This is a genomic window from Paenibacillus tarimensis (assembly GCF_021532315.1).
GTDB classification, from domain to species: domain Bacteria; phylum Bacillota; class Bacilli; order Paenibacillales; family Paenibacillaceae; genus Paenibacillus_I; species Paenibacillus_I tarimensis.
The window spans coordinates 106,375-125,901 of record NZ_JAKGAO010000009.1; the positions used below are offsets into that span (position 1 = coordinate 106,375).

Below are 19,527 nucleotides of genomic sequence, written 5' to 3' on the forward strand. Positions count from 1 at the left end.
GTAAGGAGGCAGCGGCATGCACCAGGTAGACCGCATTTTGAATAAAGCGCTGAACGGGGAACGTCTCAGCTTGGAAGATACGATTACGCTGTTTGAATCGGATGAGATCGAGAAGATGGGCCACGCGGCCAATCAGATTATGCTGCGCAAGCACCCGGAGCCTGTCACAACCTTCGTTGTGGGGCGTAATGTCAATTACACGAATGTATGCGATGTATACTGCCGGTTTTGCGCATTCTACCGGAAGCCCGGCTCGGATGAAGGCTATGTATTGCCGGATGAGGTGATATTTCAGAAGATCCAGGAGACCATTGAGGTTGGCGGAACGGAAATTCTGATGCAGGGCGGGACGAATCCGGACCTCCCGTTCTCGTATTACACGAACCTGCTGCGGGGGATTAAGCAGCGGTTCCCCGGCATCACCATGCATTCCTTCTCGCCTGCAGAGATCCGCAAGATGAAGGATGTGTCTGAGGGGCTGTCCCTCGAAGAGGTCGTCCGCCAGCTGCATGAAGCGGGCCTGGATTCCCTGCCCGGCGGCGGTGCGGAGATTCTGGACAACCGCACGCGCAAGAAGATCAGCCGGCTTAAGGGTACCTGGGAGGACTGGATGGAGGTCATGACGACTGCACACCGGATCGGAATGAATACGACCGCCACGATGGTGATTGGCTTCGGCGAGTCAATGGAGGAGAGAGGCCTTCATCTCCACCGGGTACGCGACGCGCAGGATCAGTGTATTCAGAACGGTTATGATTCCAAGGGCTTTCTGGCCTTCATTCCCTGGACATTCCAGCCGGATAACACGAACATGAAGCGTGAGAAGGCATCACCGGAGGAATATTTGAAGACACTGGCAATCAGCCGGCTTACACTGGACAACATCGACAATTTCCAATCATCGTGGGTAACGATGGGTCCGGAGATCGGCAAGCTGTCGCTAAGCTATGGCTGCAATGATTTTGGCAGTACGATGATTGAGGAGAACGTGGTTTCGGCGGCAGGCACGACTCATAAGGTCAACATTCAGCTGATCCTTCAGCTGATCCGTGAATGCGGCAAGATCCCTGCACAGCGCAACACGCGTTATGAAATTTTGAAGACGTACCACGAATCCGAAGCAGCAAGCACGGACTTTATTATGCAAAATTAGCTTCCTTCATCCCCCTGTTTTTCTGATTGACCGCAGGGGGCGGACTTGACCAGCGCCAGTCAGACCTCCCTTTCCGGTAGGCCTCACTGGCGCTTTTTGGCGTACATCTATAAACCCCGGTTATTGAACAGCGTGCACTTGTGGTTAAAGAGGATATAAGCTGAATGCAGTTGGAACAGTGTTCGTAAACTGACAAACCTTTTCAGCCATTCCACACCCTTCATTGTATATCCGCCCATCAGGGACCATATACTGTAACGGAAAGGAGTGAGCGTATGGAGTTATTTGCGGTTACCCTGGGAGCCGTGTCTGAAGAGAAGCTCTCCTGTTTAACCCGGTGTTTATCGGACGCCTTCGCAGATCTGCATCGTGAGACAGCCGATATTGGTTACTGGGAAGTGGACGCGGATCACGGAAGACTTGCGTTTATAAGCCGGACACCCGCCGCCGCGACGGATAACAACCGCAAACTGGTTCATTCCCTGGCAGCCAGCGGGATGGCGTCTTATATTATGACGGAGACGGAACCGTTACTTCTTCGTACGATTGCCCGCAAACAGTTCCGATATGAGCAGGATGAAGACTTGGACCGGATATTATGGCACTGCCGTCAGCAGCTGGATGGACCTGATGTAGTATCAGACGGCGATGTGGATATGCTCTGGGACCCGGAGGCGAGGGCCCGCCGCAAAAGTCTTATTGCGGAAGAGCTGGAGCAGTTTCTTGCTGAGCAGCTGAGCGTCCATCTGGATGGCTTCGTCACCTTTCGCCTGGCCTCCTATTGGCAGGAGCTGAGGGAAGTGGTTGAATATGCGGTTGATGAATTCGTCATGGACAAACAGTATCAAGAATTTATCTCACTGCTGCGATATTTCGTTTGCCTGCAGGAGCCGAAGGTGGAGCTGCTGCATGTGATACACCGCAATGACAATGATTTTGCCTTTTATGATGCGCAGTACGAGCCGATCGAGCACAGACAGGTTGACCGGATTGTCGCGGATATGCTTGAAGCTGAAATGAATGTGGAGGATATGGTGGTCAGCAACCTGATTTCCATGTCTCCCCAGGAGATTATCATCCATACGCGTGAGCCTGGGCAGCAGGTAATTCGGACTATTGAGTCGATTTTTGACAGCCGGGTCACGATCTGCACCAGCTGCCGGACATGCCGCCCGGCATTCGACGGGCATGTCCAGCCGCGTGATCAAAGGCTGACCTGACCCTTGACCGCGCCTGCCTTTAACAGGTATAATTTGTGACATCAGCAACGACAAAGACATGTTTCGGCTTACAAGGTACGGCCCAGAGAGAGGAAACCAGGCTGCAATTTCCTCCCGTAACCGAAGCGCGAGATACCCCTTTGGAGCTGTACGGCTGAAGCCGGCTTCGTCCGGTGCGTAAGCTTTACCGGTTCATCCCCGTTACGAGATGTTCAATGAAGGATAATGCACGACGGTCAGCAGTTGGAGGGCCGTGCGTTGTCGAATCAGGGTGGAACCACGGGTATACAAGCACTCGTCCCTATCGGGATGTGTGCTTTTTTTGCATTTATTTACAGTTGGAGGTTGAATGGGTATGTCAGTGAACGTTACGTTTCCGGATGGTGCAGTCAAGCAGTTTGAGCAGGGAACGACTATTGAGGAAGTAGCGGGGTCGATCAGCCCTGGTCTACGCAAGAATGCGATCGCAGGCAAGCTGAACGGCAAGGTGGTTGATGTGTACACGCCAATCCGTGAGAATGCCTCCATTGAAATTGTTACAGTTGATTCGCCGGATGGCCTGGAGGTATACCGTCACAGTACCGCGCATTTAATGGCGCAGGCTATTAAGCGGCTTTATGGCAAGGAAGCGAATATCAAGCTTGGTATCGGTCCTGTTATTGAAGATGGCTTCTACTATGACATTGACATGGATCAGTCACTTACGCCTGAGGACCTGGTCAAGATTGAGAAGGAGATGGCGAAGATCGTTCAGGAGGATCTGCCGATCCGCCGCCGGGAGGTTAGCCGGGAGGAAGCAATCAGCATCTATAACGAGCTGGGGGATAACCTCAAGCTTGAGCTGATCCGCGATCTGCCGGAGGATTCCACCATTACGATTTATGATCAGGGCGAATTCTTTGATCTCTGCCGGGGTCCGCATCTGCCGTCAACAGGCAAAATCAAAGCATTCAAGCTGCTGTCTGTTGCAGGTGCATACTGGCGCGGTGATTCCAAGAACAAGATGCTGCAGCGTATTTACGGCACGGCCTTCCCGAAGAAAGCACAGCTTGATGAGCACCTGCACCTTCTGGAAGAAGCCAAGAAACGCGATCACCGGAAGCTCGGCAAGGAGCTCGGAATGTTCACCTTTGCCAAGGAGGTCGGACAAGGTTTGCCGATATGGCTCCCGAACGGCTCGAAGGTGCGCCGGACACTGGAACGCTATATTGTTGATCTTGAAGAACGTCTTGGTTATGAGCATGTCTACACGCCGGTTATGGGCAGTGTAGAGCTGTACAAAATATCCGGACATTGGGAGCATTACCAAGAGGATATGTTCCCGCCGATGCAGATGGATAATGAGGAGCTTGTGCTTCGCCCGATGAACTGTCCTCATCATATGATGGTATATAAGAGTGGAATGCGCAGCTACCGGGATCTGCCGGTGCGGATTGCCGAGCTTGGAACCATGCACCGTTATGAGATGTCGGGTGCGCTGACCGGCCTTCACCGCGTACGGGCGATGACGCTCAATGACGCGCATATCTTCTGCCGCCCGGACCAGATCAAGGAAGAGTTTGCGCGCGTTGTAAATCTTATCCGCAAGGTTTATGAAGATTTTGGCATCAAGGATTACCGCTTCCGCTTGTCCTATCGTGATCCGCAGGATACGGAGAAGTATTTCCAGAATGATGAGATGTGGGAAATGTCCCAGCGCATGCTGAAGGAAGTGGTGGAAGAGCTCGATCTGCCGTTCTTCGAGGCAGAAGGCGAGGCGGCATTCTACGGACCTAAGCTGGATGTGCAGATCAAGACGGCGCTTGGCAAGGAAGAAACACTGTCGACTGCACAGCTGGATTTCCTCCTGCCTGAACGCTTCGAGCTTGAGTATGTCGGTGATGACGGGAAGAAGCACCGCCCAGTCGTTATTCACCGCGGCATTATCAGCACGATGGAGCGCATGACAGCGTTCCTGCTGGAGAATTTTGCGGGCGCACTGCCGCTCTGGCTGTCTCCTGTTCAGGCACGTGTTATTCCGGTTTCAACCGTGTACGAGGAGTACGCGAAGAACGTTCAGGAGCAGCTGATCGAGGCAGGCATTCGTGCAGAGTCTGATCTGCGCAATGAGAAGCTTGGCTACAAGATCCGCGAGGCACAGCTGGAGAAGATTCCGTACATGCTGATTGTAGGCGAGAATGAAGCCGGCAGCGGCACGGTATCGATCCGCAAGCGCGGTGAGGGTGACATCGGAGCCAAGACAATCGAGGAGACAAGCAAGCTCCTTCTGGAAGAAATTATATCAAAACAGGTGTGAATCTAGCATTCTAGCAAAAAAAATAGCGTAAACTGAATAAAGCTTGTTGACATTGGGTAACCTTCGATAAGAGGGGGAGATCATCCAGATGTTAACAAGCTTTAAGCTTTCCGCACGATGGGTGAACGCGCTGTTGATACTCTTGACGGTTGTGGTGGCCTATGGGACCATACGGACAATCGCCATCTCAAGAGCTCAGCTGTCAGCTTCCGGCATCGCAGTGGAGGAGCAGAGTAGTTATAAGAAAGCGGATTTACAGCTTAACTTCGAGACTGTAAACAATCTCGCTGCGGCTAATCCCGGCTTGGACGAAGCCACTCGTAATAACAGCAGTACCCGTGATAATGGGAGCCGTTCGGCCGACAGGAAGGGCAGCCGCATCAAGGAAAGTTCGCCCGTGGGCAAGGCAGCAGCAGATGGAATAGCTGATGCGCGTACACTGGACAAGACTACCGGGGCAGTTGCTATTCTAACACATAAGGCAGTAGACACCGTGCAAGTAACCGCAACCGGCTATACAGCAGGTGTTGAATCAACCGGGAAGAAGCCGGGCATGCGGGGGTACGGCATTACATACTCGGGCGTTAAGGTGAGGAGGGATCATGTGTCGACGATCGCTGCCGACCCGAAGGTGTTTCCAATTGGAACACTGTTATATATACCGGGATACGGCTATGGTGTCGTAGCAGACACAGGATCCGCCATTAAAGGCCGCAAGATTGATCTATACTTTGAAACTACCAAGCAGGTTTTTAAACAGTGGGGCAAGCGCAAGGTTCATGTGGATGTGATTAAGGTGGGAGACGGCAAGCTGGATGAGGATTGGCTGAAGGAAATAAACCGCGCAGTTTCTGCCGAAAAAACAATCCCATCCGAGTTTATTGCCTCGTGAAAAATAAGTCTTTCGTCCTGCCAGGAAATTGGCAGGACGAATTTTCTTTTTCCGGTATACATGGTATGATAACATTGTATTTACCAGTTTTGTAAACGTTATCATAGCGGGGCGATCAACCAATGTCCAACTGGTTACCGGACGGCCATTTGCCGCCTTTGAGCGCAGAGTCGTCCAAGCAGGAAGCTGTGCTTCGGGAACTGTACAACCACATGATTCGAGTGGCCTATTCGAAGGTACGGAATAAGTCCGATGCACACGATGTCGTTCAGGATGCATGGGTCAAGATGCTCTCCAACCACGCGACCCTTCGCGAGGAGAGCAAGCTAACAGCTTGGGCCAAGGCGATTACCAAGAATGTGGCCCTTAACGTCAACAAGACGGCGGGACGCATCCAGCCCTGCGAGGAATGGCCCTCTGTAGTCGATCATTCGGCTGCACTGACGGAAGCTGAGCTGATGATGGAGATATCCGAGCTGCTCGGCGCTCTGGACCCAACGACGAGAACGTTGATTTTGTACAAGTTCTATTACGGGTTCAAGGACCAGGAAATCGCAGATGTGATGAAGATGCCTGTCGGTACCGTCAAGGCGAAAATTCACCGCACCAGGGAACGGCTGAAGAGGACGGATATTGCGCCCAATATGTAGAAATAAGGATCCGCTGCAGGAGGCGCGGCAGTCGGATCGGGTATCATCACGATGTGCAAGGGGCTTTCCTGTGCTGGTTCACAGGAGCCCCTTCTTTGTGTTGTGCTCCAAGTGCTGCTGCCCCTTCACACAGGCAGTGAAGGCTTGGCGGCCGGATGAACAGCCTGATCTCGGTCTCGGGACCGAGCTCCTATTCAATCGCCCGACCCTTTGCGGGTACAGGCGTGTCGGCTATACTGAGTTTACAATGAAGCGTAAGGGTGATGGCGAATGAATAGAAACGTTGTTAACCGGTTGTTTTGGGGTCTGTTTATCGCAGGTCTCGGTGTATTGTTTCTGCTTCAGCAGACAGGTTTTTTTCCTGGTTTGGCGCTTGGTGCTCTACTTGCGAAATTCTGGCCGTGCATACTAATCTTATTAGGCTTGCAGAGCATTATCGTCGAACGAAAGTACGGAGGCGGATGGTGGGGCAGCGTTCTGCTGCTGCTGGGCTGTTATTTTCTCGTGCGTAACCTCGGTCTGATCAGCTTGTCTCTGGGTGATCTTATACGCGTAGGGTGGCCGGTCGTGCTGATTATTATCGGGATCAATATGATATTCAGGCCTGGCAGAGGAAGCCGGGACAGCTCGGATGAGGAGTGGAAAGCCTACCCGGATCAAAAGCCCGAAAGGCCGGTTCCGCCGGCACCGCCCCTTCATCCCGATCCGTTAGCCAAGAGGGATACCGAAGAGGAAAGCCATGGTTACGGATATGGCAGGGCAGTTCCTCCCCGCCCGGAAGAGATGAACGGGCAGTATGGCAACAGCGGGGATGCAGGCTATGGCGAGCATGGCCAGCAGCGTGGGATGGGCAGTAATCAGCGAAATCAGCGTCATGCGAATGAACGTGTGGAGTGGTGGGATTCCAATCCCAAGACCCAAACACGGTCCAGCTTTATCGGCGATATCCATCTTGGGCAGGATTACTGGGAACTGAAGCCGCTAAATATCTCACATTTCATTGGGGATACGGTGATTGATCTTACCAAAGCACAGATTGCCCCGGGTGAGACGAAGATTACGGTTTCTTCCTTTATCGGTGATGTAAAGGTGTTTATCCCGAATGATTATGAGGTAGGATTTCAGGTGGTATCCAGCGCATTCATCGGAGATGCGAAGGTTCTAGACCGCAAGGAAGGCGGCATATTCAGTCATATGAATATTGAGACGCCTTACTATCATGAATGTGACAAGAGAATCCGTCTCGTCGTCAGCTCATTTATCGGGGATGTACGTGTCACTAAGGTAGGGTGAAGAAGATTTGATCGTTAGATTATGGAGAAGCAGCAAATGGGAGCTCATTTTGCTCATGATGAGCTCCTCAATCCTGTCTCTGGGAGTTTGCGGCGCAGGCCTGTACTATATTCCGCCAGGGACGCCGCTGACCGAAAAATGGCTCGCCGTTGCGGCTGCTTTTGTCGTTATTAATGCGGCTTTCGGTTACTGGGCGGGCCGGCGTATGCAGCGCGGAATTGATTCAATTCATCTGGCGGTCAAGCAGGTGTCCAGCGGTAATCTGGCTGTCCGGCTTCCTGAAGGCGGAGCCCGGTCATTCACGGCAGCCTTCCGGGAATTCAATGAGATGGCAGCTGCTCTGGAGCGGAAGATGAAGTGGCTGCAGCGGGAGGGTGAGCAGCAGGTTATGCGGGAGGAGGCCTCTAACGAGGCGGCCATACTCGAGGAGCGCAAGCGCCTTGCCCGGGACTTGCATGATACGGTGAGTCAGCAGCTGTTCGCCATCCACATGGCCGCATCCTCGATGCCTAAGCTGCTGGAGCTGGATCGTGCCAGGGCTGACAGCGTGATGCAGCAGCTGATTGATATGTCATCAATGGCACAGCGGCAGATGAGAGGGTTTATCGCGCAGCTGCGTCCTCTTGAGCTGGAGGGGAGATCGCTGCAACAGGCGCTTGATAAGTGGTTTCCGGATTACTGCCGTCAGAACAGGCTGCAGGGGGAGCTGGGATGCCGGGTTACAGGGGAGCTATCGGAGGCTAAGGAGCATCAGCTGTTCCTGATCATTCAAGAGGCGATGGCCAACGTAGTGAAGCATGCCGATGCCCGTAAGGTAACCCTCAACCTGGTTGAGTATGAGCGGAACTATGTGATGACGCTGCAGGATGATGGAGCCGGCTTTCGAGCAGACCAAGTGAAGACGGGTTCTTACGGGCTCTCTACGATGAGAGAGCGTTCACAGAAGCTCGGCGGCGATACCGAGATTCTCAGCAAGCCCGGTGCGGGCACGCGGATCAAGGTGACCATCCCGAAATATGAACAAGAGGAGCAGGACGGCGATGAGCGAAGCGGTTAAGTGGAAGCTGATGATTGTAGATGACCATGATATGGTAAGGGCTGGTCTCCGGACTTATCTGATGCTAGAGCCTAAATTTGAGGTGGTCGCCGAGGCGGGAAGCGGCGAGGATGCCGTCAAGGTCCTGGCGGGCTTGGCTGACGGAGACAAACCGGATATTATTCTGATGGATTTAATGATGCCGGGAATGGATGGCGTGGAGACAACACGTAAGGTACTCGAAATTTACCCTGGTATTAAGATCGTTCTGCTGACCTCCTTCCTGGAGGATGAGAAGGTGGTGGCTGCAATTGAAGCCGGTGCGGTCAGCTATTGTCTGAAGACGGTGTCTGCAGAGGAGCTTATCTACGCCCTAAACGGTGCGGTTAGGGGGATGCCGGTCATGACCGGTGATGTGTCGCAGGCGTTAACCCGCGGTTTGCGGCAGCGCTCCTCGCAAGGGACAGATGAGGGACTAACAGAACGGGAGAAGGAAGTGCTTTACCTTGTTGCCGAAGGCCGTTCCAATAAGGAGATCGCCGAGGAGCTCCACATCAGTATTAAGACAGTAAAGACGCATGTTAGCAACCTCCTCATGAAATGTGAACTGGAGGACCGCACCCAGTTAGCTGTGCTTGCGCACCGCAAAGGCTGGATTCGTCCGGTCTGATTACATAACGGCAGCATAAATGGGCATCCTAACCGGTAATAACGTTCGGTTAGGAGGGAAAACCTGTGATTCCGATCTCATCCAGCCTGGAGAACAGCAGTCACGAGTTTACGGAAGTAAGGAATCTATTGAAGGACTATAAATTCAGTCTCGGCGGCAACTGGGACTACAAGAGCGGTTTTTTTGACCGGTTTCTTGATGAGGAGGCTCATAAGGTCTGGCTTCGTCTACCTTTTGAAGTTACGAGCGGCAATATTGATGAGGACCGTGAGGAGCTCGATGCAAAAATCCGGTTCGGACAGCCGTTTGTCCTTAAGCATCTCTATAACGAGGGCATTGAGCATGACGCCACGCCGCGCGTCTTCGGCGCATTGTTTGACCAGTTTCAGCACCCGCTTGATCCTGATGCTCCGGTAGAGGATAAATGGCTGCAGAAGGGTGAAGAGGTTTTAAGACAAATCGAGCGGATTATGCCGGGCTGACGGGGCTCTACAACCATAATAATCAACGTACAGCCAGGAGGTGATTGTTCCCGCGGTTCGGGGGCCATCGCCTTTTTGCATGTTATTGTTTCCATGACGAGGGGCTACGTCGGAGTACCTATTCTTTACTTTTTCAATGGTAGGTCGGATTTCCTTTTTTTATTTATGTTTAAATCTTTTTTAAGATTGGTTTAATGTAGAATGTGCATGATAGTAATACACAATCATTCCGCGTTGAATCTTATCCTACAACCGGATTAAGGATATAAGGAGGAGTAGAGCATGGACGATCAAAACAAGAAAAATCCTTATGATGACTTCTTTCGGGGAGAAGAGGGAGACAGGCGCCAGCGTACGGAGAAGCCGGAGTCAGAGCAGTCAGCGGAATCAGAGCAGGCTGAGAAACCGTCTTACTACTATTCATATGGTCCATTCAAGTCAGCAGCCTATGATAACGGGCAGCCGCAGGAAAGATCGGAAGCATCTGAGGAGCAGCGGCGGGATTCCGGTCACGGTATCCGTGAGGTTGTAGAGGTAACCCCGCCGAAACCGGTTCCGCAATATAATCAGGGAGCGCCTGCCGGAACCAAAAGCGGATGGCAGCTCAAGGAAAAGCGCCGTTCATCCTGGAAGCCGATGTTTGCTTCTTTTATGACGGGAGTCATTCTGCTTGGCGGACTGATGGTAACAGCTGACTATCAGAACTGGTTCACCGCTGATCAAGCCATTGTGGCGCAGTCTGGTGAGAGCGGTTCAGGTTCACTTGCCAACTCACAGGGCGGGAGCACCGTCTCTAATGCCATGGATATCGTCCGGCCGAACAATATTGCCAAAGTCTTCGAGCAGTCAAGTCCGGCAGTAGTAAAGATTGAGACGTATGTTCAAAGCCGGAGCAGCAGCGGCGGCACCCTGTTCGAGGACCCGTTCTTCCGCCAGTTCTTCGGAGATAACTTTACGGCGCCAACACAGCCCGAGACTAACAATGGCAGCCAGTTTGTGCCAAGCGGTCTAGGTTCCGGGTTTTTCTTCGATGAAACGGGCTATATTTTGACCAACCAGCATGTAATCGGCAACTCAGAACAAATCAAGGTGACGGTCCAGGGTTATGATCAGCCGCTTGAAGCGAAGCTGCTCGGCTCAAGCTACGAGCTGGATCTGGCTGTACTAAAGGTAGAGGGTGACAAGGCCTTCCCAACGCTTAAGCTGGGAGATTCAAGCGCTATTAATATCGGTGACTGGGTTGTAGCTATCGGCAATCCGAACGGATTCGACCACACGGTTACCGTGGGTGTGCTGAGCGCGAAGGAGCGTCCGATCACCATCCCGGACACGGAAGGCACCCGCAACTATGAGCATCTGCTGCAAACGGACGCATCCATCAACCCGGGTAACTCCGGCGGTCCGCTGATTAACCTGAACGGCGAGGTTATCGGCATTAACACCGCTGTTAGTACACAGGCCCAGGGCATCGGCTTTGCGATCCCGACAAGCACTATTCTTGAGGTGCTCGATAATCTGAAGAATAACAAGGAGATTCCGAAGGAGCCAGTGCCTTTCATCGGTGCTACACTTGGCGATATGAATGAACAGATTGCGGCCGAGCTTGGCCTCGAAACAACCAAGGGATCCATTGTTTCGAATATCACATACAAATCGCCGGCCTATATTGCGGATCTGCGCCAATATGATGTCATCACCGGCATGGACGGCAAAGATTACGATACAAAAGAAGGACTAATCGCCGCAATCAAGAAAAAGAATGTAGGCGATTCGGTAACCTTGCATGTCATCCGCAACGGACAAAAGATTGATCTGGATGTTGTCATCGGCAACAAAAATGATTTCAATGTATCCGGGTAACAGATCGTACTTGCGGGGCGCAGGCAGGCTGAAAGGCCTGTCTGCGCTCCTTGTTATGAGAGGGAATATAAGGGGGAAGCTTCATGAGGCCTAAAATTTTGGTTGTTGACGATGATGAGAAGATTACATCTTTATTAAGACGCTCGCTCGCCTTCGAGGGCTATGAAATTATGACGGCCAATGACGGTCTAAGCGGACTCAAGGCCATGCTGACAAGTGAACCGGATATGGTCGTGCTCGATGTAATGATGCCGAATGTGGATGGCTGGGAAGTATGCCGCAGGATCAGGGAGAGCGGGAGTACGGTTCCAATTCTGATGTTAACAGCGAAGGACGAGATTAAGGACCGGGTCAAGGGGCTTGATATGGGGGCGGACGATTATCTGGTGAAGCCGTTCGCGCTGGAAGAACTGCTGGCAAGAGTCCGTGCGCTGCTCCGCCGCAAGTCGGATAAGGCCGATACCGGTGCAGGCAGGCTTGTATTTGAAGATCTGGTGCTTGATATTGATTCGCGTGAAGCGATCCGTTCAGGCAGGGCGTTCGATCTGACAAGCAAGGAGTTCGATCTGCTTCATCTGTTCATGCAGAATCCTCGCCGCGTCCTTACACGGGAGACTATTATGGAGAAAATATGGGGCTATGATTACAGCGGAGAGTCCAACGTGCTGGAGGTTTATATTGCCATGCTGCGCCAGAAGACGGAAGAGGGAGGAGCCAAGCGGCTAATCCAGACGGTAAGGGGCACAGGTTATGTGCTTAAAGGAGAGAATGGCTGATGTCGATCAGGCTGCGTCTTACCCTATGGTACTCCGGCATACTGGCCGTTACGATGGTCATCCTCGGCACGGCTATCTACTTCTTCGTCAATTACAATACGTACGGAGACATCAAGGAGCAGCTGAAGAGCCAGGCACACAAGATTCGTGCCGTACCGATCAGTAATCTTGATATCGTCCCCTTCGTCAGCTTGCAGTATGAGGGTGTGTTCATACAGTTCGTCAATTACAACACCAGGGAAGTATTTCCGTTATCCGATACCATCCGCCGGTTTCAGCTTCAGCTTCCCTATCCCTCCAATCCATCCGGCCTGAAGGAAGGATTTGCGGATATGATGGTGGAAGGCTTTCATTTCTTGTCCTATCAGGTGCCGCTGCGGATGGAAGCGGGTGGAGATATCGTCGGACTTATACAGGTTGCCTATTATACGGACCAGCAGGAGCAGTATCTAAGCAGTCTGCGGACCATATTGGTGTTCACGTCCATCGTGGCGATTTTTCTGGCTTTTACGCTGGGACTGTTCCTTGCTCGTAAAGCGCTGCGGCCGATCGAGGACGTCATTCGTGCAACCAACCGGATCGAGAACGGCTCGAATCTCAGCGTGCGTATACCCCGGGGAGCACCTAATGATGAGCTTGGCCAGCTCACCGATACGCTGAACGGGATGCTGGAGCGGCTGGAGAAGACCTACAATGATCTCGATGATGCCTACAAAGCTCAGAGAAGGTTTGTCTCGGATGCTTCGCATGAGCTGAGAACGCCTCTGACTACTATACGGGGTAATATTGACCTGCTGGAGAAAATGTGGCGGCCTGAGCTGGCCGAAGCTTTCGCCGCGTCTCAAGGCGAGGGCGGCAAGGAGGTCGTGCTGAGTCCGGACCGGGCTGAACTGTCGCTGGAAGCCATGAAAGACATATCGGATGAGGCGAAACGGATGAGCCGGCTGGTTGCGGATATGCTGTCACTCGCACGCGCGGATGCAGGCTATGAGATGGAGAAGGAGCCAATCGAGCTGCTGCCGCTGGTAGAAGAGGTTGCACGCAGGGCGAACCTGCTGCCCCGGACAGCTGACTGGCGGATCGGGGATCTTTCGTCCATTGAGGATGTACAGGTTATGGGCAATGCGGACTACCTGCGCCAGCTGATTTTTATCTTCATAGAGAATGCCTTCAAGTATACAGCGGAAGGTTATGTGGAACTAAAGGCAATGCGGGTGGACGGCCAAGGGGGTCTGATCATACAGGATACCGGGATTGGCATGGACAATGACGAAGTTCCGCATATTTTCGAACGGTTCTACCGGGCGGATGAGTCACGGGGCAAGACGGCTGGGACAGGGCTCGGGCTTTCCATCGCGAAGTGGATTATTGACGAGCATAACGGCTCGGTCGAAGTAAAGACACGAGAAGGCGAGGGTACGACCTTCATCGTGTGGCTGCCGGTATTCTTTCCTCCTCAGGACGATTCAGGTATAATGAAAGAGCCGGACCAACACTAGCGGGTTAGGGCAGAAAGCGGGTGTACGATGGAAATTGTGAAAATTTCTCCCCGCGGCTACTGCTATGGTGTCGTTGATGCCATGGTGCTTGCACTGCAAGCAGCGAAAAATATGGATTTGCCGCGGCCTATTTATATTCTCGGAATGATTGTTCACAACAAGCATGTTACGGATGCATTCGAACAGGAAGGCATCATCACGCTTGATGGCGAGAACCGCCTTGAAATACTGGAGAAGATCGAGGAAGGAACCGTTATCTTCACCGCTCATGGTGTATCTCCTGAAGTCCGGCGCAGAGCGGAGCAGAAGGGTCTGGCTGTTGTAGACGCCACGTGCCCGGATGTTACCAGGACGCATGATTTGATCCGCGATAAGGTGGCGGAGGGCTATGAGATCATCTATATCGGCAAGAAGGGACATCCCGAGCCGGAAGGCGCGATTGGAATCGCGCCGGAGCATGTCCATCTGATCGAGCGTGAGGAAGAGATTGACCGGCTTGCGCTTAAAGACGCCAAAATCCTGATCACCAACCAGACGACCATGTCGCAGTGGGATATCCGCCACCTGGTAAACAAGCTCGTAGAGAAGTTCCCGGGCGCGGAGGTTCATAATGAGATTTGTCTGGCCACACAGGTGAGGCAGGAAGCAGTGGCCGGCCAGGCAGGACAGGCACAGCTCTGTATTGTGGTCGGTGATCCGCGGAGCAACAATTCAAACAGGCTTGCCCAGGTATCCGAGGAGATTTCGGGCGTAAAAGCCTACCGTGTTGCAGACGTAACGGAGATCCGCCGCGAATGGCTGGAGGGAATTGAGCGTGTTGCCGTTACTTCCGGAGCTTCAACACCTACTCCCATTACGAAGGAAGTTATCACCTATCTGGAGCAGTATGATCATGCTAACCCGGATACATGGGAGCCAAGACGTACAGTAAACATGAAGAAGCTGCTGCCAACCCTGCGGGAGAAGACAACGAAGTAGAATATAGGCAATGAAAAAGACGGTTGACGAACAGCCGTTTTTTTTTGTATACTTACTTTAACGAATCAAAGCGAAAAAGCATAAAAGCATAAAAGTCTGAAAGCATATAAGCGTTTAAGTGAAAAAGGGAGAGATGGTAATGATCGTAATCACGAAGCCGGACGTAACCGAAGAGCGGATCAATGAAATTGTAGAGCATATTGTCAGGGCGGGCGTACAGCCGCATGTTTCTCGCGGGACGGACCGTACCGTCATTGGAATTATCGGGAAGGCGGAGCCGGCCCTGGCCGAGCATCTCCGTTCCATGAAGGATGTTGAGAATGTCATTAAGATTTCAAAGTCCTACAAGCTGGCGAGCCGTGATTTCCATCCGGATGATACGGTCATTGACATCAAAGGCGTGAAAATCGGCGGAGACAACCTGGTGGTCATGGGCGGGCCATGTGCCGTTGAATCCCCTGAGCAGATCGATGAAATCGCACGGCTGGTCAAGAATGCTGGAGGCCAGGTGTTGCGGGGCGGAGCGTTTAAGCCGCGTACCGGACCATACAGCTTTCAGGGGATCGGGGTGGAAGGCCTTGTTATGATGGCGGAGGCAGGCCGCAAGCATGGGCTGCTGACGATCACGGAGGTCATGACACCTGAATATGTTGACATCTGTGCAGAGCATGCGGACATCCTGCAGGTCGGAACGCGTAATATGCAAAATTTTGATCTGCTACGCAAGCTGGGCTCGATTCAGACACCAGTGCTTCTCAAACGCGGCTTCAGTGCCACTTACGACGAGTTCCTGAATGCTGCGGAATATATTCTGGCGGGCGGAAATCCGAACGTCATGCTTTGTGAGCGCGGTATCCGGACCTTTGAGACCTATACCCGCAATACGCTGGATCTGGCGGCGATCCCGGTTCTTCAAAGCCTCAGCCACCTGCCGGTTATATCGGACCCGAGTCACGGGACGGGCCGCCGCGAGCTTGTCGAACCGATGGCTAAAGCATCGGTGGCTGCAGGAGCGAACGGCCTGATTATCGAAATGCATACCGATCCTGACAATTCTTCGACAGGCGATGGGGTGCAGTCCCTGTTCCCGGACCAGTTCGCGGCTCTTCTGAAGGACTTGGAGAAGCTGGCAGAAGTAATGGGCAAGCGGTTTAATACGGTCAAGGAGCCGCAGGAAGCCTTTGCCGTCTGGACCCGATAACGTTCGGAAATAAACGATCCGGCAGCTGAAGGGGTGGATAATATTCCCATACCCCTCTGGCTGCTTTTTGTCATGAGCCCAAAGGCTTGATCTATTTATGAATAAATACTTAAAAGTGTGAGCATACCTGACATCCGTTTAAAAAATACCTTACATAGCTATTGACGGTTGGTAGCGGCTGGTTCTATAATAACGACAGGTTTCAAGAAAAAAGTAGAACGATCAGAGTTCTAACTTACGCAAATGTTCGGAAATGGAGGAAATTCAAGATGTCAGTTCAAAATGTTTTGGACACGATTAAAGAAAACAGCATCCAGTTTGTCGATTTCCGTTTCGTAGATCTTGCGGGACGTGCGCACCATATTACGCTTCCTGCGACTGAGGTGGACGAGGATACCTTTGTTAACGGCGTTGCGTTTGACGGCTCTTCGATCGCGGGCTTCCGCGGAATTGAAGAATCCGACATGGTTATGATGCCGGATACGGAAGCTGCTTATGTTGATCCCTTTACAGATCATCCAACGCTCAATATCATGTGTAACATCCATACGCCTGATGGCGACCGTTACGAGCGCGACCCGCGCAGCATCGCACAGAAGGCTGAAGAATATCTGCAAAAGACCGGTATTGGTACGGCTGCATTCTTCGCACCGGAATCCGAATTTTTCATCTTTGACGATGTTCGCTACGAAAGCTCGATGCATACGTCCTCCTTCACGGTAGATTCCGAAGAAGCGGCTTGGAACACGAACCGCAAGGAAGAAGGCGGAAACCTTGGTTTCAAGGTTGGCGTAAAAGGCGGCTATGTGCCGGTTGCACCAATCGATACGCAGCAGGATATCCGTTCCGAAATGGTACGCCTGATGCAGGAATCCGGTCTTCGCGTAGAGCGTCATCACCATGAAGTTGCTACTGCCGGCCAGGCTGAAATCAACTTCCGGTTTGATACGCTGACCAAAACAGCTGATAACCTCCTGAAATACAAATATATCGTACACAATGTTGCCCGCCAATACGGCAAAACAGCTACATTCATGCCGAAGCCGCTGTTTGGCGATAACGGAAGCGGAATGCACGTTCACCAGTCGATCTTCAATGGCGACACGCCGCTGTTCTGGGAGAAGGGCGCATACGCTAACCTGAGCAAGATGGCCCTGAATTATATCGGCGGTATTCTGTATCATGCGCCAGCGCTGATCGCACTGACGAACCCGTCGACAAACTCCTTCAAGCGTCTGGTACCGGGTTATGAAGCTCCGGTTAACCTGGTATTCTCGAAGGGTAACCGTTCTGCGGCTGTCCGTATTCCGGTTGCTGCAGTTACACCAAAAGGCTGCCGGATCGAATTCCGTACACCGGACTCCACGGCTAACCCTTACATCTCGTTTGCGGCTATGCTGCTTGCAGGCCTGGACGGAATCAAGCGCGGTATCGACCCGACTGCACTCGGATATGGACCGTTCGATAAGAACATCTATGACCTCTCCGACGAAGAGAAGAAAGAAATCCGCAGCGTTCCAGGTACCCTGGACGAAGCGCTTGACGCTCTGGAAGCGGACTTCGAATTCCTGACAGAAGGCGGCGTCTTCACGAAGGACTTTGTTGAGAACTATGTTTCCTTGAAGCGTGCAGAAGCAAAAGCTGTATCCATCCGTGTTCATCCGCATGAATACAGCCTGTACTACGACTGCTAATTAGCACTTATACATGCCAAGAGCTCCCGTTTCGGCGGGAGCTCTTTGTTTAACCGTTATTATTCTGCAATGGAGACCGGTGAATGACGGAGTACATCGGAGTCTGACCCAACCGGCTTTCATAGAGGACGGCTTCCTGCACCCGCCAGGATAAGGAGAGCTCCGGCAGACCTGCCAGCATTGCCTCACTGCTCCATCGTTCCTTGCCCTTGTATTTGCGGGCGATGGTCAGATGAGGATGGAAGGGACGCTTCTCTGCTGTGAAGCCCGCCTGCTGCTTGAGCGTGGAGGCCAGTCTGGCATGCAGGGATTCAAGCTCCGGGACAGGTTGTTTGATCCCCGCCCAGAGAATGGACGGGCTGCCAGGCGGTCCAAAAACGCCGTAATCCGCCACATCGATTGTGAACGGCTCACTGCCTGATGCGGCCTCATCCAGTGCGGAGCGTATGTCATCGAGTCTGTCTGCAGGCATCTCGCCTAGAAAATGCAGTGTAATATGCCAATCCTTCGGGTGAGGCCACCGTTCGAAGGCCAGCCGGCTTGTCCACTCAGGCAAAAAGCGCTCAAGCTGCTGACGAACTGTTTCGGGAACCGCAATGCCAGTAAATAAGCGCACAGATTGCTTCATGTGATTTCCCCTTTGACAATGTCATATTTACTTGAAGCGTATCACTAAACTTGCTATCATAACCATATCCTATACAGAAAGCCAGGGGTGGAAACGTGACTAACCGTGCATACAATTTCAATGCAGGACCTGCTGCACTACCATTGGAGGTACTGCAGCAAGCGCAAGAACAATTCGTTGATTATCATGGGGCAGGTATGTCTATTATGGAAATGTCCCACCGCAGTGCCGCGTATGAGCAGGTCAACAATGAAACACAGGCTTTGCTTCGTGAGCTGTATGGTATTTCGGACAATTATCATGTTCTCTTCCTGCAGGGCGGGGCCAGCACGCAGTTTGCCATGTTCCCGATGAACCTGCTTGCACCTGATCGTGTTGGCGCTTATGTGATGACCGGAAGCTGGGCGGACAAAGCGTTGAAAGAGGGCAAGCTGATCGGTGAAACAGCAATTGCTGCTTCCTCGGAAGCGGACGAGTACCGTCGTATTCCTGCTTTATCCGATATTGTAATCCCGGAGCGCGCGGCTTATGTACATATTACATCCAACGAGACCATTGAAGGCACACAGTTCCAAGCCTACCCGGATACGAAAGATGTTCCGCTGATTGCTGATATGTCCAGCGACATTCTTAGCCGTCCGGTCGACGTCAGCAAGTTCGGCATGATTTATGCGGGAGCTCAGAAGAACCTGGGGCCGTCTGGTATTACGGTTGTTATTATTCGTAAGGATCTGGTTGAAGCATCTCCTAAGACTCTGCCTACAATGCTGCGTTATGACACGCATGCTAAGAACAATTCCCTCTATAACACACCGCCGTCCTTCTCGGTATTCATGGTTAATCTCGTATTGAAGTGGATTCAATCGAAGGGCGGAGTGGAGCAGGTTGCCGAGTTGAATCGTGCTAAGACCAGCCTGATCTATAATGCCATTGACCAAAGCGGCGGCTTCTACAAGGGCTTCGCTCATACGGAGAGCCGTTCAATGATGAACGTTACCTTCCGTATTCATAGTGAAGAGCTGGAGAAGCAGTTTGTGAAGGAAGCGGAGCAGCAGGGCTTTGTCGGATTGAAAGGACACCGCAGCGTAGGCGGTCTGAGAGCCTCTACTTACAATGCGGTAACACATGAGAGCTGCCAGGCGTTGGCTTCCTTCATGGCTGAATTCCAGAAGCGCAATGGCTAGTCGGATTAGTACGGT

At 52.3% G+C, this 19,527-nt stretch carries 17 protein-coding genes; 16 read left to right on the top strand and 1 reads right to left on the bottom strand.

Annotated elements, in window-relative coordinates:
• Nucleotides 1–16: 16 nt before the first annotated feature.
• From mqnC to glnA, 15 genes are all read left to right on the top strand, one after another.
• On the top strand, nt 17–1,153 hold the full coding sequence (gene mqnC, locus L1N82_RS09345) for a cyclic dehypoxanthinyl futalosine synthase (RefSeq protein ID WP_235287113.1): 1,137 nt from the start codon (nt 17–19) through the stop codon (nt 1,151–1,153).
• 275 nt (nt 1,154–1,428) lie between these two features.
• Complete coding sequence (ytxC, locus tag L1N82_RS09350; protein ID WP_235287114.1) at nt 1,429–2,373, top strand: putative sporulation protein YtxC; 945 nt, start codon at nt 1,429–1,431, stop codon at nt 2,371–2,373.
• 355 nt (nt 2,374–2,728) lie between these two features.
• Nucleotides 2,729–4,669, top strand: a complete 1,941-nt coding sequence (thrS, locus tag L1N82_RS09355) for a threonine--tRNA ligase (RefSeq protein ID WP_235287115.1) — start codon at nt 2,729–2,731, stop codon at nt 4,667–4,669.
• 379 nt (nt 4,670–5,048) lie between these two features.
• Nucleotides 5,049–5,561: a 3D domain-containing protein gene (locus tag L1N82_RS09360; protein ID WP_235287356.1), complete on the top strand. Its 513-nt coding sequence runs from the start codon at nt 5,049–5,051 to the stop codon at nt 5,559–5,561.
• A gap of 122 nt (nt 5,562–5,683) precedes the next feature.
• Nucleotides 5,684–6,211 (top strand): RNA polymerase sigma factor, encoded by a 528-nt coding sequence (locus L1N82_RS09365; protein ID WP_235287116.1) that lies wholly within the window; start codon nt 5,684–5,686, stop codon nt 6,209–6,211.
• Between the two features lie 270 nt (nt 6,212–6,481).
• Nucleotides 6,482–7,504: a cell wall-active antibiotics response protein LiaF gene (gene liaF, locus L1N82_RS09370; RefSeq protein WP_235287117.1), complete on the top strand. Its 1,023-nt coding sequence runs from the start codon at nt 6,482–6,484 to the stop codon at nt 7,502–7,504.
• A 7-nt stretch (nt 7,505–7,511) separates the two neighbouring features.
• Entirely contained in the window at nt 7,512–8,561 is a 1,050-nt protein-coding gene (locus tag L1N82_RS09375; RefSeq protein WP_235287118.1) for a HAMP domain-containing sensor histidine kinase, read from the top strand.
• Nucleotides 8,545–9,210 carry a response regulator gene (locus L1N82_RS09380; protein WP_235287119.1) on the top strand — a complete coding sequence of 222 codons (666 nt, stop codon included), beginning with the start codon at nt 8,545–8,547 and terminating at the stop codon, nt 9,208–9,210. The genes L1N82_RS09375 and L1N82_RS09380 overlap by 17 nt, the downstream gene beginning before the upstream one ends.
• Nucleotides 9,211–9,275: 65 nt before the next feature.
• The gene (locus tag L1N82_RS09385; protein ID WP_235287120.1) at nt 9,276–9,692 is read left to right on the top strand and encodes a YugN family protein; all 417 of its coding nucleotides are present in this window, start codon (nt 9,276–9,278) and stop codon (nt 9,690–9,692) included.
• Between the two features lie 282 nt (nt 9,693–9,974).
• Nucleotides 9,975–11,552 (top strand): S1C family serine protease, encoded by a 1,578-nt coding sequence (locus tag L1N82_RS09390; protein ID WP_235287121.1) that lies wholly within the window; start codon nt 9,975–9,977, stop codon nt 11,550–11,552.
• Between the two features lie 83 nt (nt 11,553–11,635).
• Nucleotides 11,636–12,328, top strand: coding sequence for a response regulator transcription factor (locus L1N82_RS09395; RefSeq protein ID WP_235287122.1), 693 nt, complete (start codon nt 11,636–11,638; stop codon nt 12,326–12,328).
• Nucleotides 12,328–13,827 (top strand): sensor histidine kinase, encoded by a 1,500-nt coding sequence (locus L1N82_RS09400; protein WP_235287123.1) that lies wholly within the window; start codon nt 12,328–12,330, stop codon nt 13,825–13,827. The genes L1N82_RS09395 and L1N82_RS09400 overlap by 1 nt, the downstream gene beginning before the upstream one ends.
• A gap of 27 nt (nt 13,828–13,854) precedes the next feature.
• Entirely contained in the window at nt 13,855–14,805 is a 951-nt protein-coding gene (locus L1N82_RS09405) for a 4-hydroxy-3-methylbut-2-enyl diphosphate reductase (RefSeq protein ID WP_235287124.1), read from the top strand.
• A 139-nt stretch (nt 14,806–14,944) separates the two neighbouring features.
• The gene (aroF, locus tag L1N82_RS09410) at nt 14,945–16,006 is read left to right on the top strand and encodes a 3-deoxy-7-phosphoheptulonate synthase (protein ID WP_235287125.1); all 1,062 of its coding nucleotides are present in this window, start codon (nt 14,945–14,947) and stop codon (nt 16,004–16,006) included.
• A 269-nt stretch (nt 16,007–16,275) separates the two neighbouring features.
• The gene (glnA, locus tag L1N82_RS09415; protein ID WP_235287126.1) at nt 16,276–17,700 is read left to right on the top strand and encodes a type I glutamate--ammonia ligase; all 1,425 of its coding nucleotides are present in this window, start codon (nt 16,276–16,278) and stop codon (nt 17,698–17,700) included.
• 49 nt (nt 17,701–17,749) lie between these two features.
• Here the strand turns inward: glnA and thpR are convergent, their stop codons facing one another.
• Entirely contained in the window at nt 17,750–18,328 is a 579-nt protein-coding gene (gene thpR / locus L1N82_RS09420; protein ID WP_235287127.1) for an RNA 2',3'-cyclic phosphodiesterase, read from the bottom strand.
• Nucleotides 18,329–18,423: 95 nt separating this feature from the next.
• On the opposite strand from thpR, the gene serC reads away from it, so the two are divergent.
• Nucleotides 18,424–19,512, top strand: a complete 1,089-nt coding sequence (serC, locus tag L1N82_RS09425) for a 3-phosphoserine/phosphohydroxythreonine transaminase (protein ID WP_235287128.1) — start codon at nt 18,424–18,426, stop codon at nt 19,510–19,512.
• The last annotated feature ends 15 nt before the right edge of the window (nt 19,513–19,527 follow it).

What these genes read in the sequence shown, in the direction of transcription:
- mqnC (WP_235287113.1), top strand. Translation starts at nt 17, where the DNA reads ATGCACCAGGTAGACCGCATTTTGAATAAAGCGCTGAACGGGGAACGT.
- L1N82_RS09400 (WP_235287123.1), top strand. Translation starts at nt 12,328, where the DNA reads ATGTCGATCAGGCTGCGTCTTACCCTATGGTACTCCGGCATACTGGCC.
- thpR (WP_235287127.1), bottom strand. Translation starts at nt 18,328, where the DNA reads ATGAAGCAATCTGTGCGCTTATTTACTGGCATTGCGGTTCCCGAAACA.
- glnA (WP_235287126.1), top strand. Translation starts at nt 16,276, where the DNA reads ATGTCAGTTCAAAATGTTTTGGACACGATTAAAGAAAACAGCATCCAG.
- liaF (WP_235287117.1), top strand. Translation starts at nt 6,482, where the DNA reads ATGAATAGAAACGTTGTTAACCGGTTGTTTTGGGGTCTGTTTATCGCA.
- L1N82_RS09390 (WP_235287121.1), top strand. Translation starts at nt 9,975, where the DNA reads ATGGACGATCAAAACAAGAAAAATCCTTATGATGACTTCTTTCGGGGA.
- aroF (WP_235287125.1), top strand. Translation starts at nt 14,945, where the DNA reads ATGATCGTAATCACGAAGCCGGACGTAACCGAAGAGCGGATCAATGAA.
- L1N82_RS09405 (WP_235287124.1), top strand. Translation starts at nt 13,855, where the DNA reads ATGGAAATTGTGAAAATTTCTCCCCGCGGCTACTGCTATGGTGTCGTT.
- L1N82_RS09365 (WP_235287116.1), top strand. Translation starts at nt 5,684, where the DNA reads ATGTCCAACTGGTTACCGGACGGCCATTTGCCGCCTTTGAGCGCAGAG.
- ytxC (WP_235287114.1), top strand. Translation starts at nt 1,429, where the DNA reads ATGGAGTTATTTGCGGTTACCCTGGGAGCCGTGTCTGAAGAGAAGCTC.
- L1N82_RS09395 (WP_235287122.1), top strand. Translation starts at nt 11,636, where the DNA reads ATGAGGCCTAAAATTTTGGTTGTTGACGATGATGAGAAGATTACATCT.
- thrS (WP_235287115.1), top strand. Translation starts at nt 2,729, where the DNA reads ATGTCAGTGAACGTTACGTTTCCGGATGGTGCAGTCAAGCAGTTTGAG.
- L1N82_RS09380 (WP_235287119.1), top strand. Translation starts at nt 8,545, where the DNA reads ATGAGCGAAGCGGTTAAGTGGAAGCTGATGATTGTAGATGACCATGAT.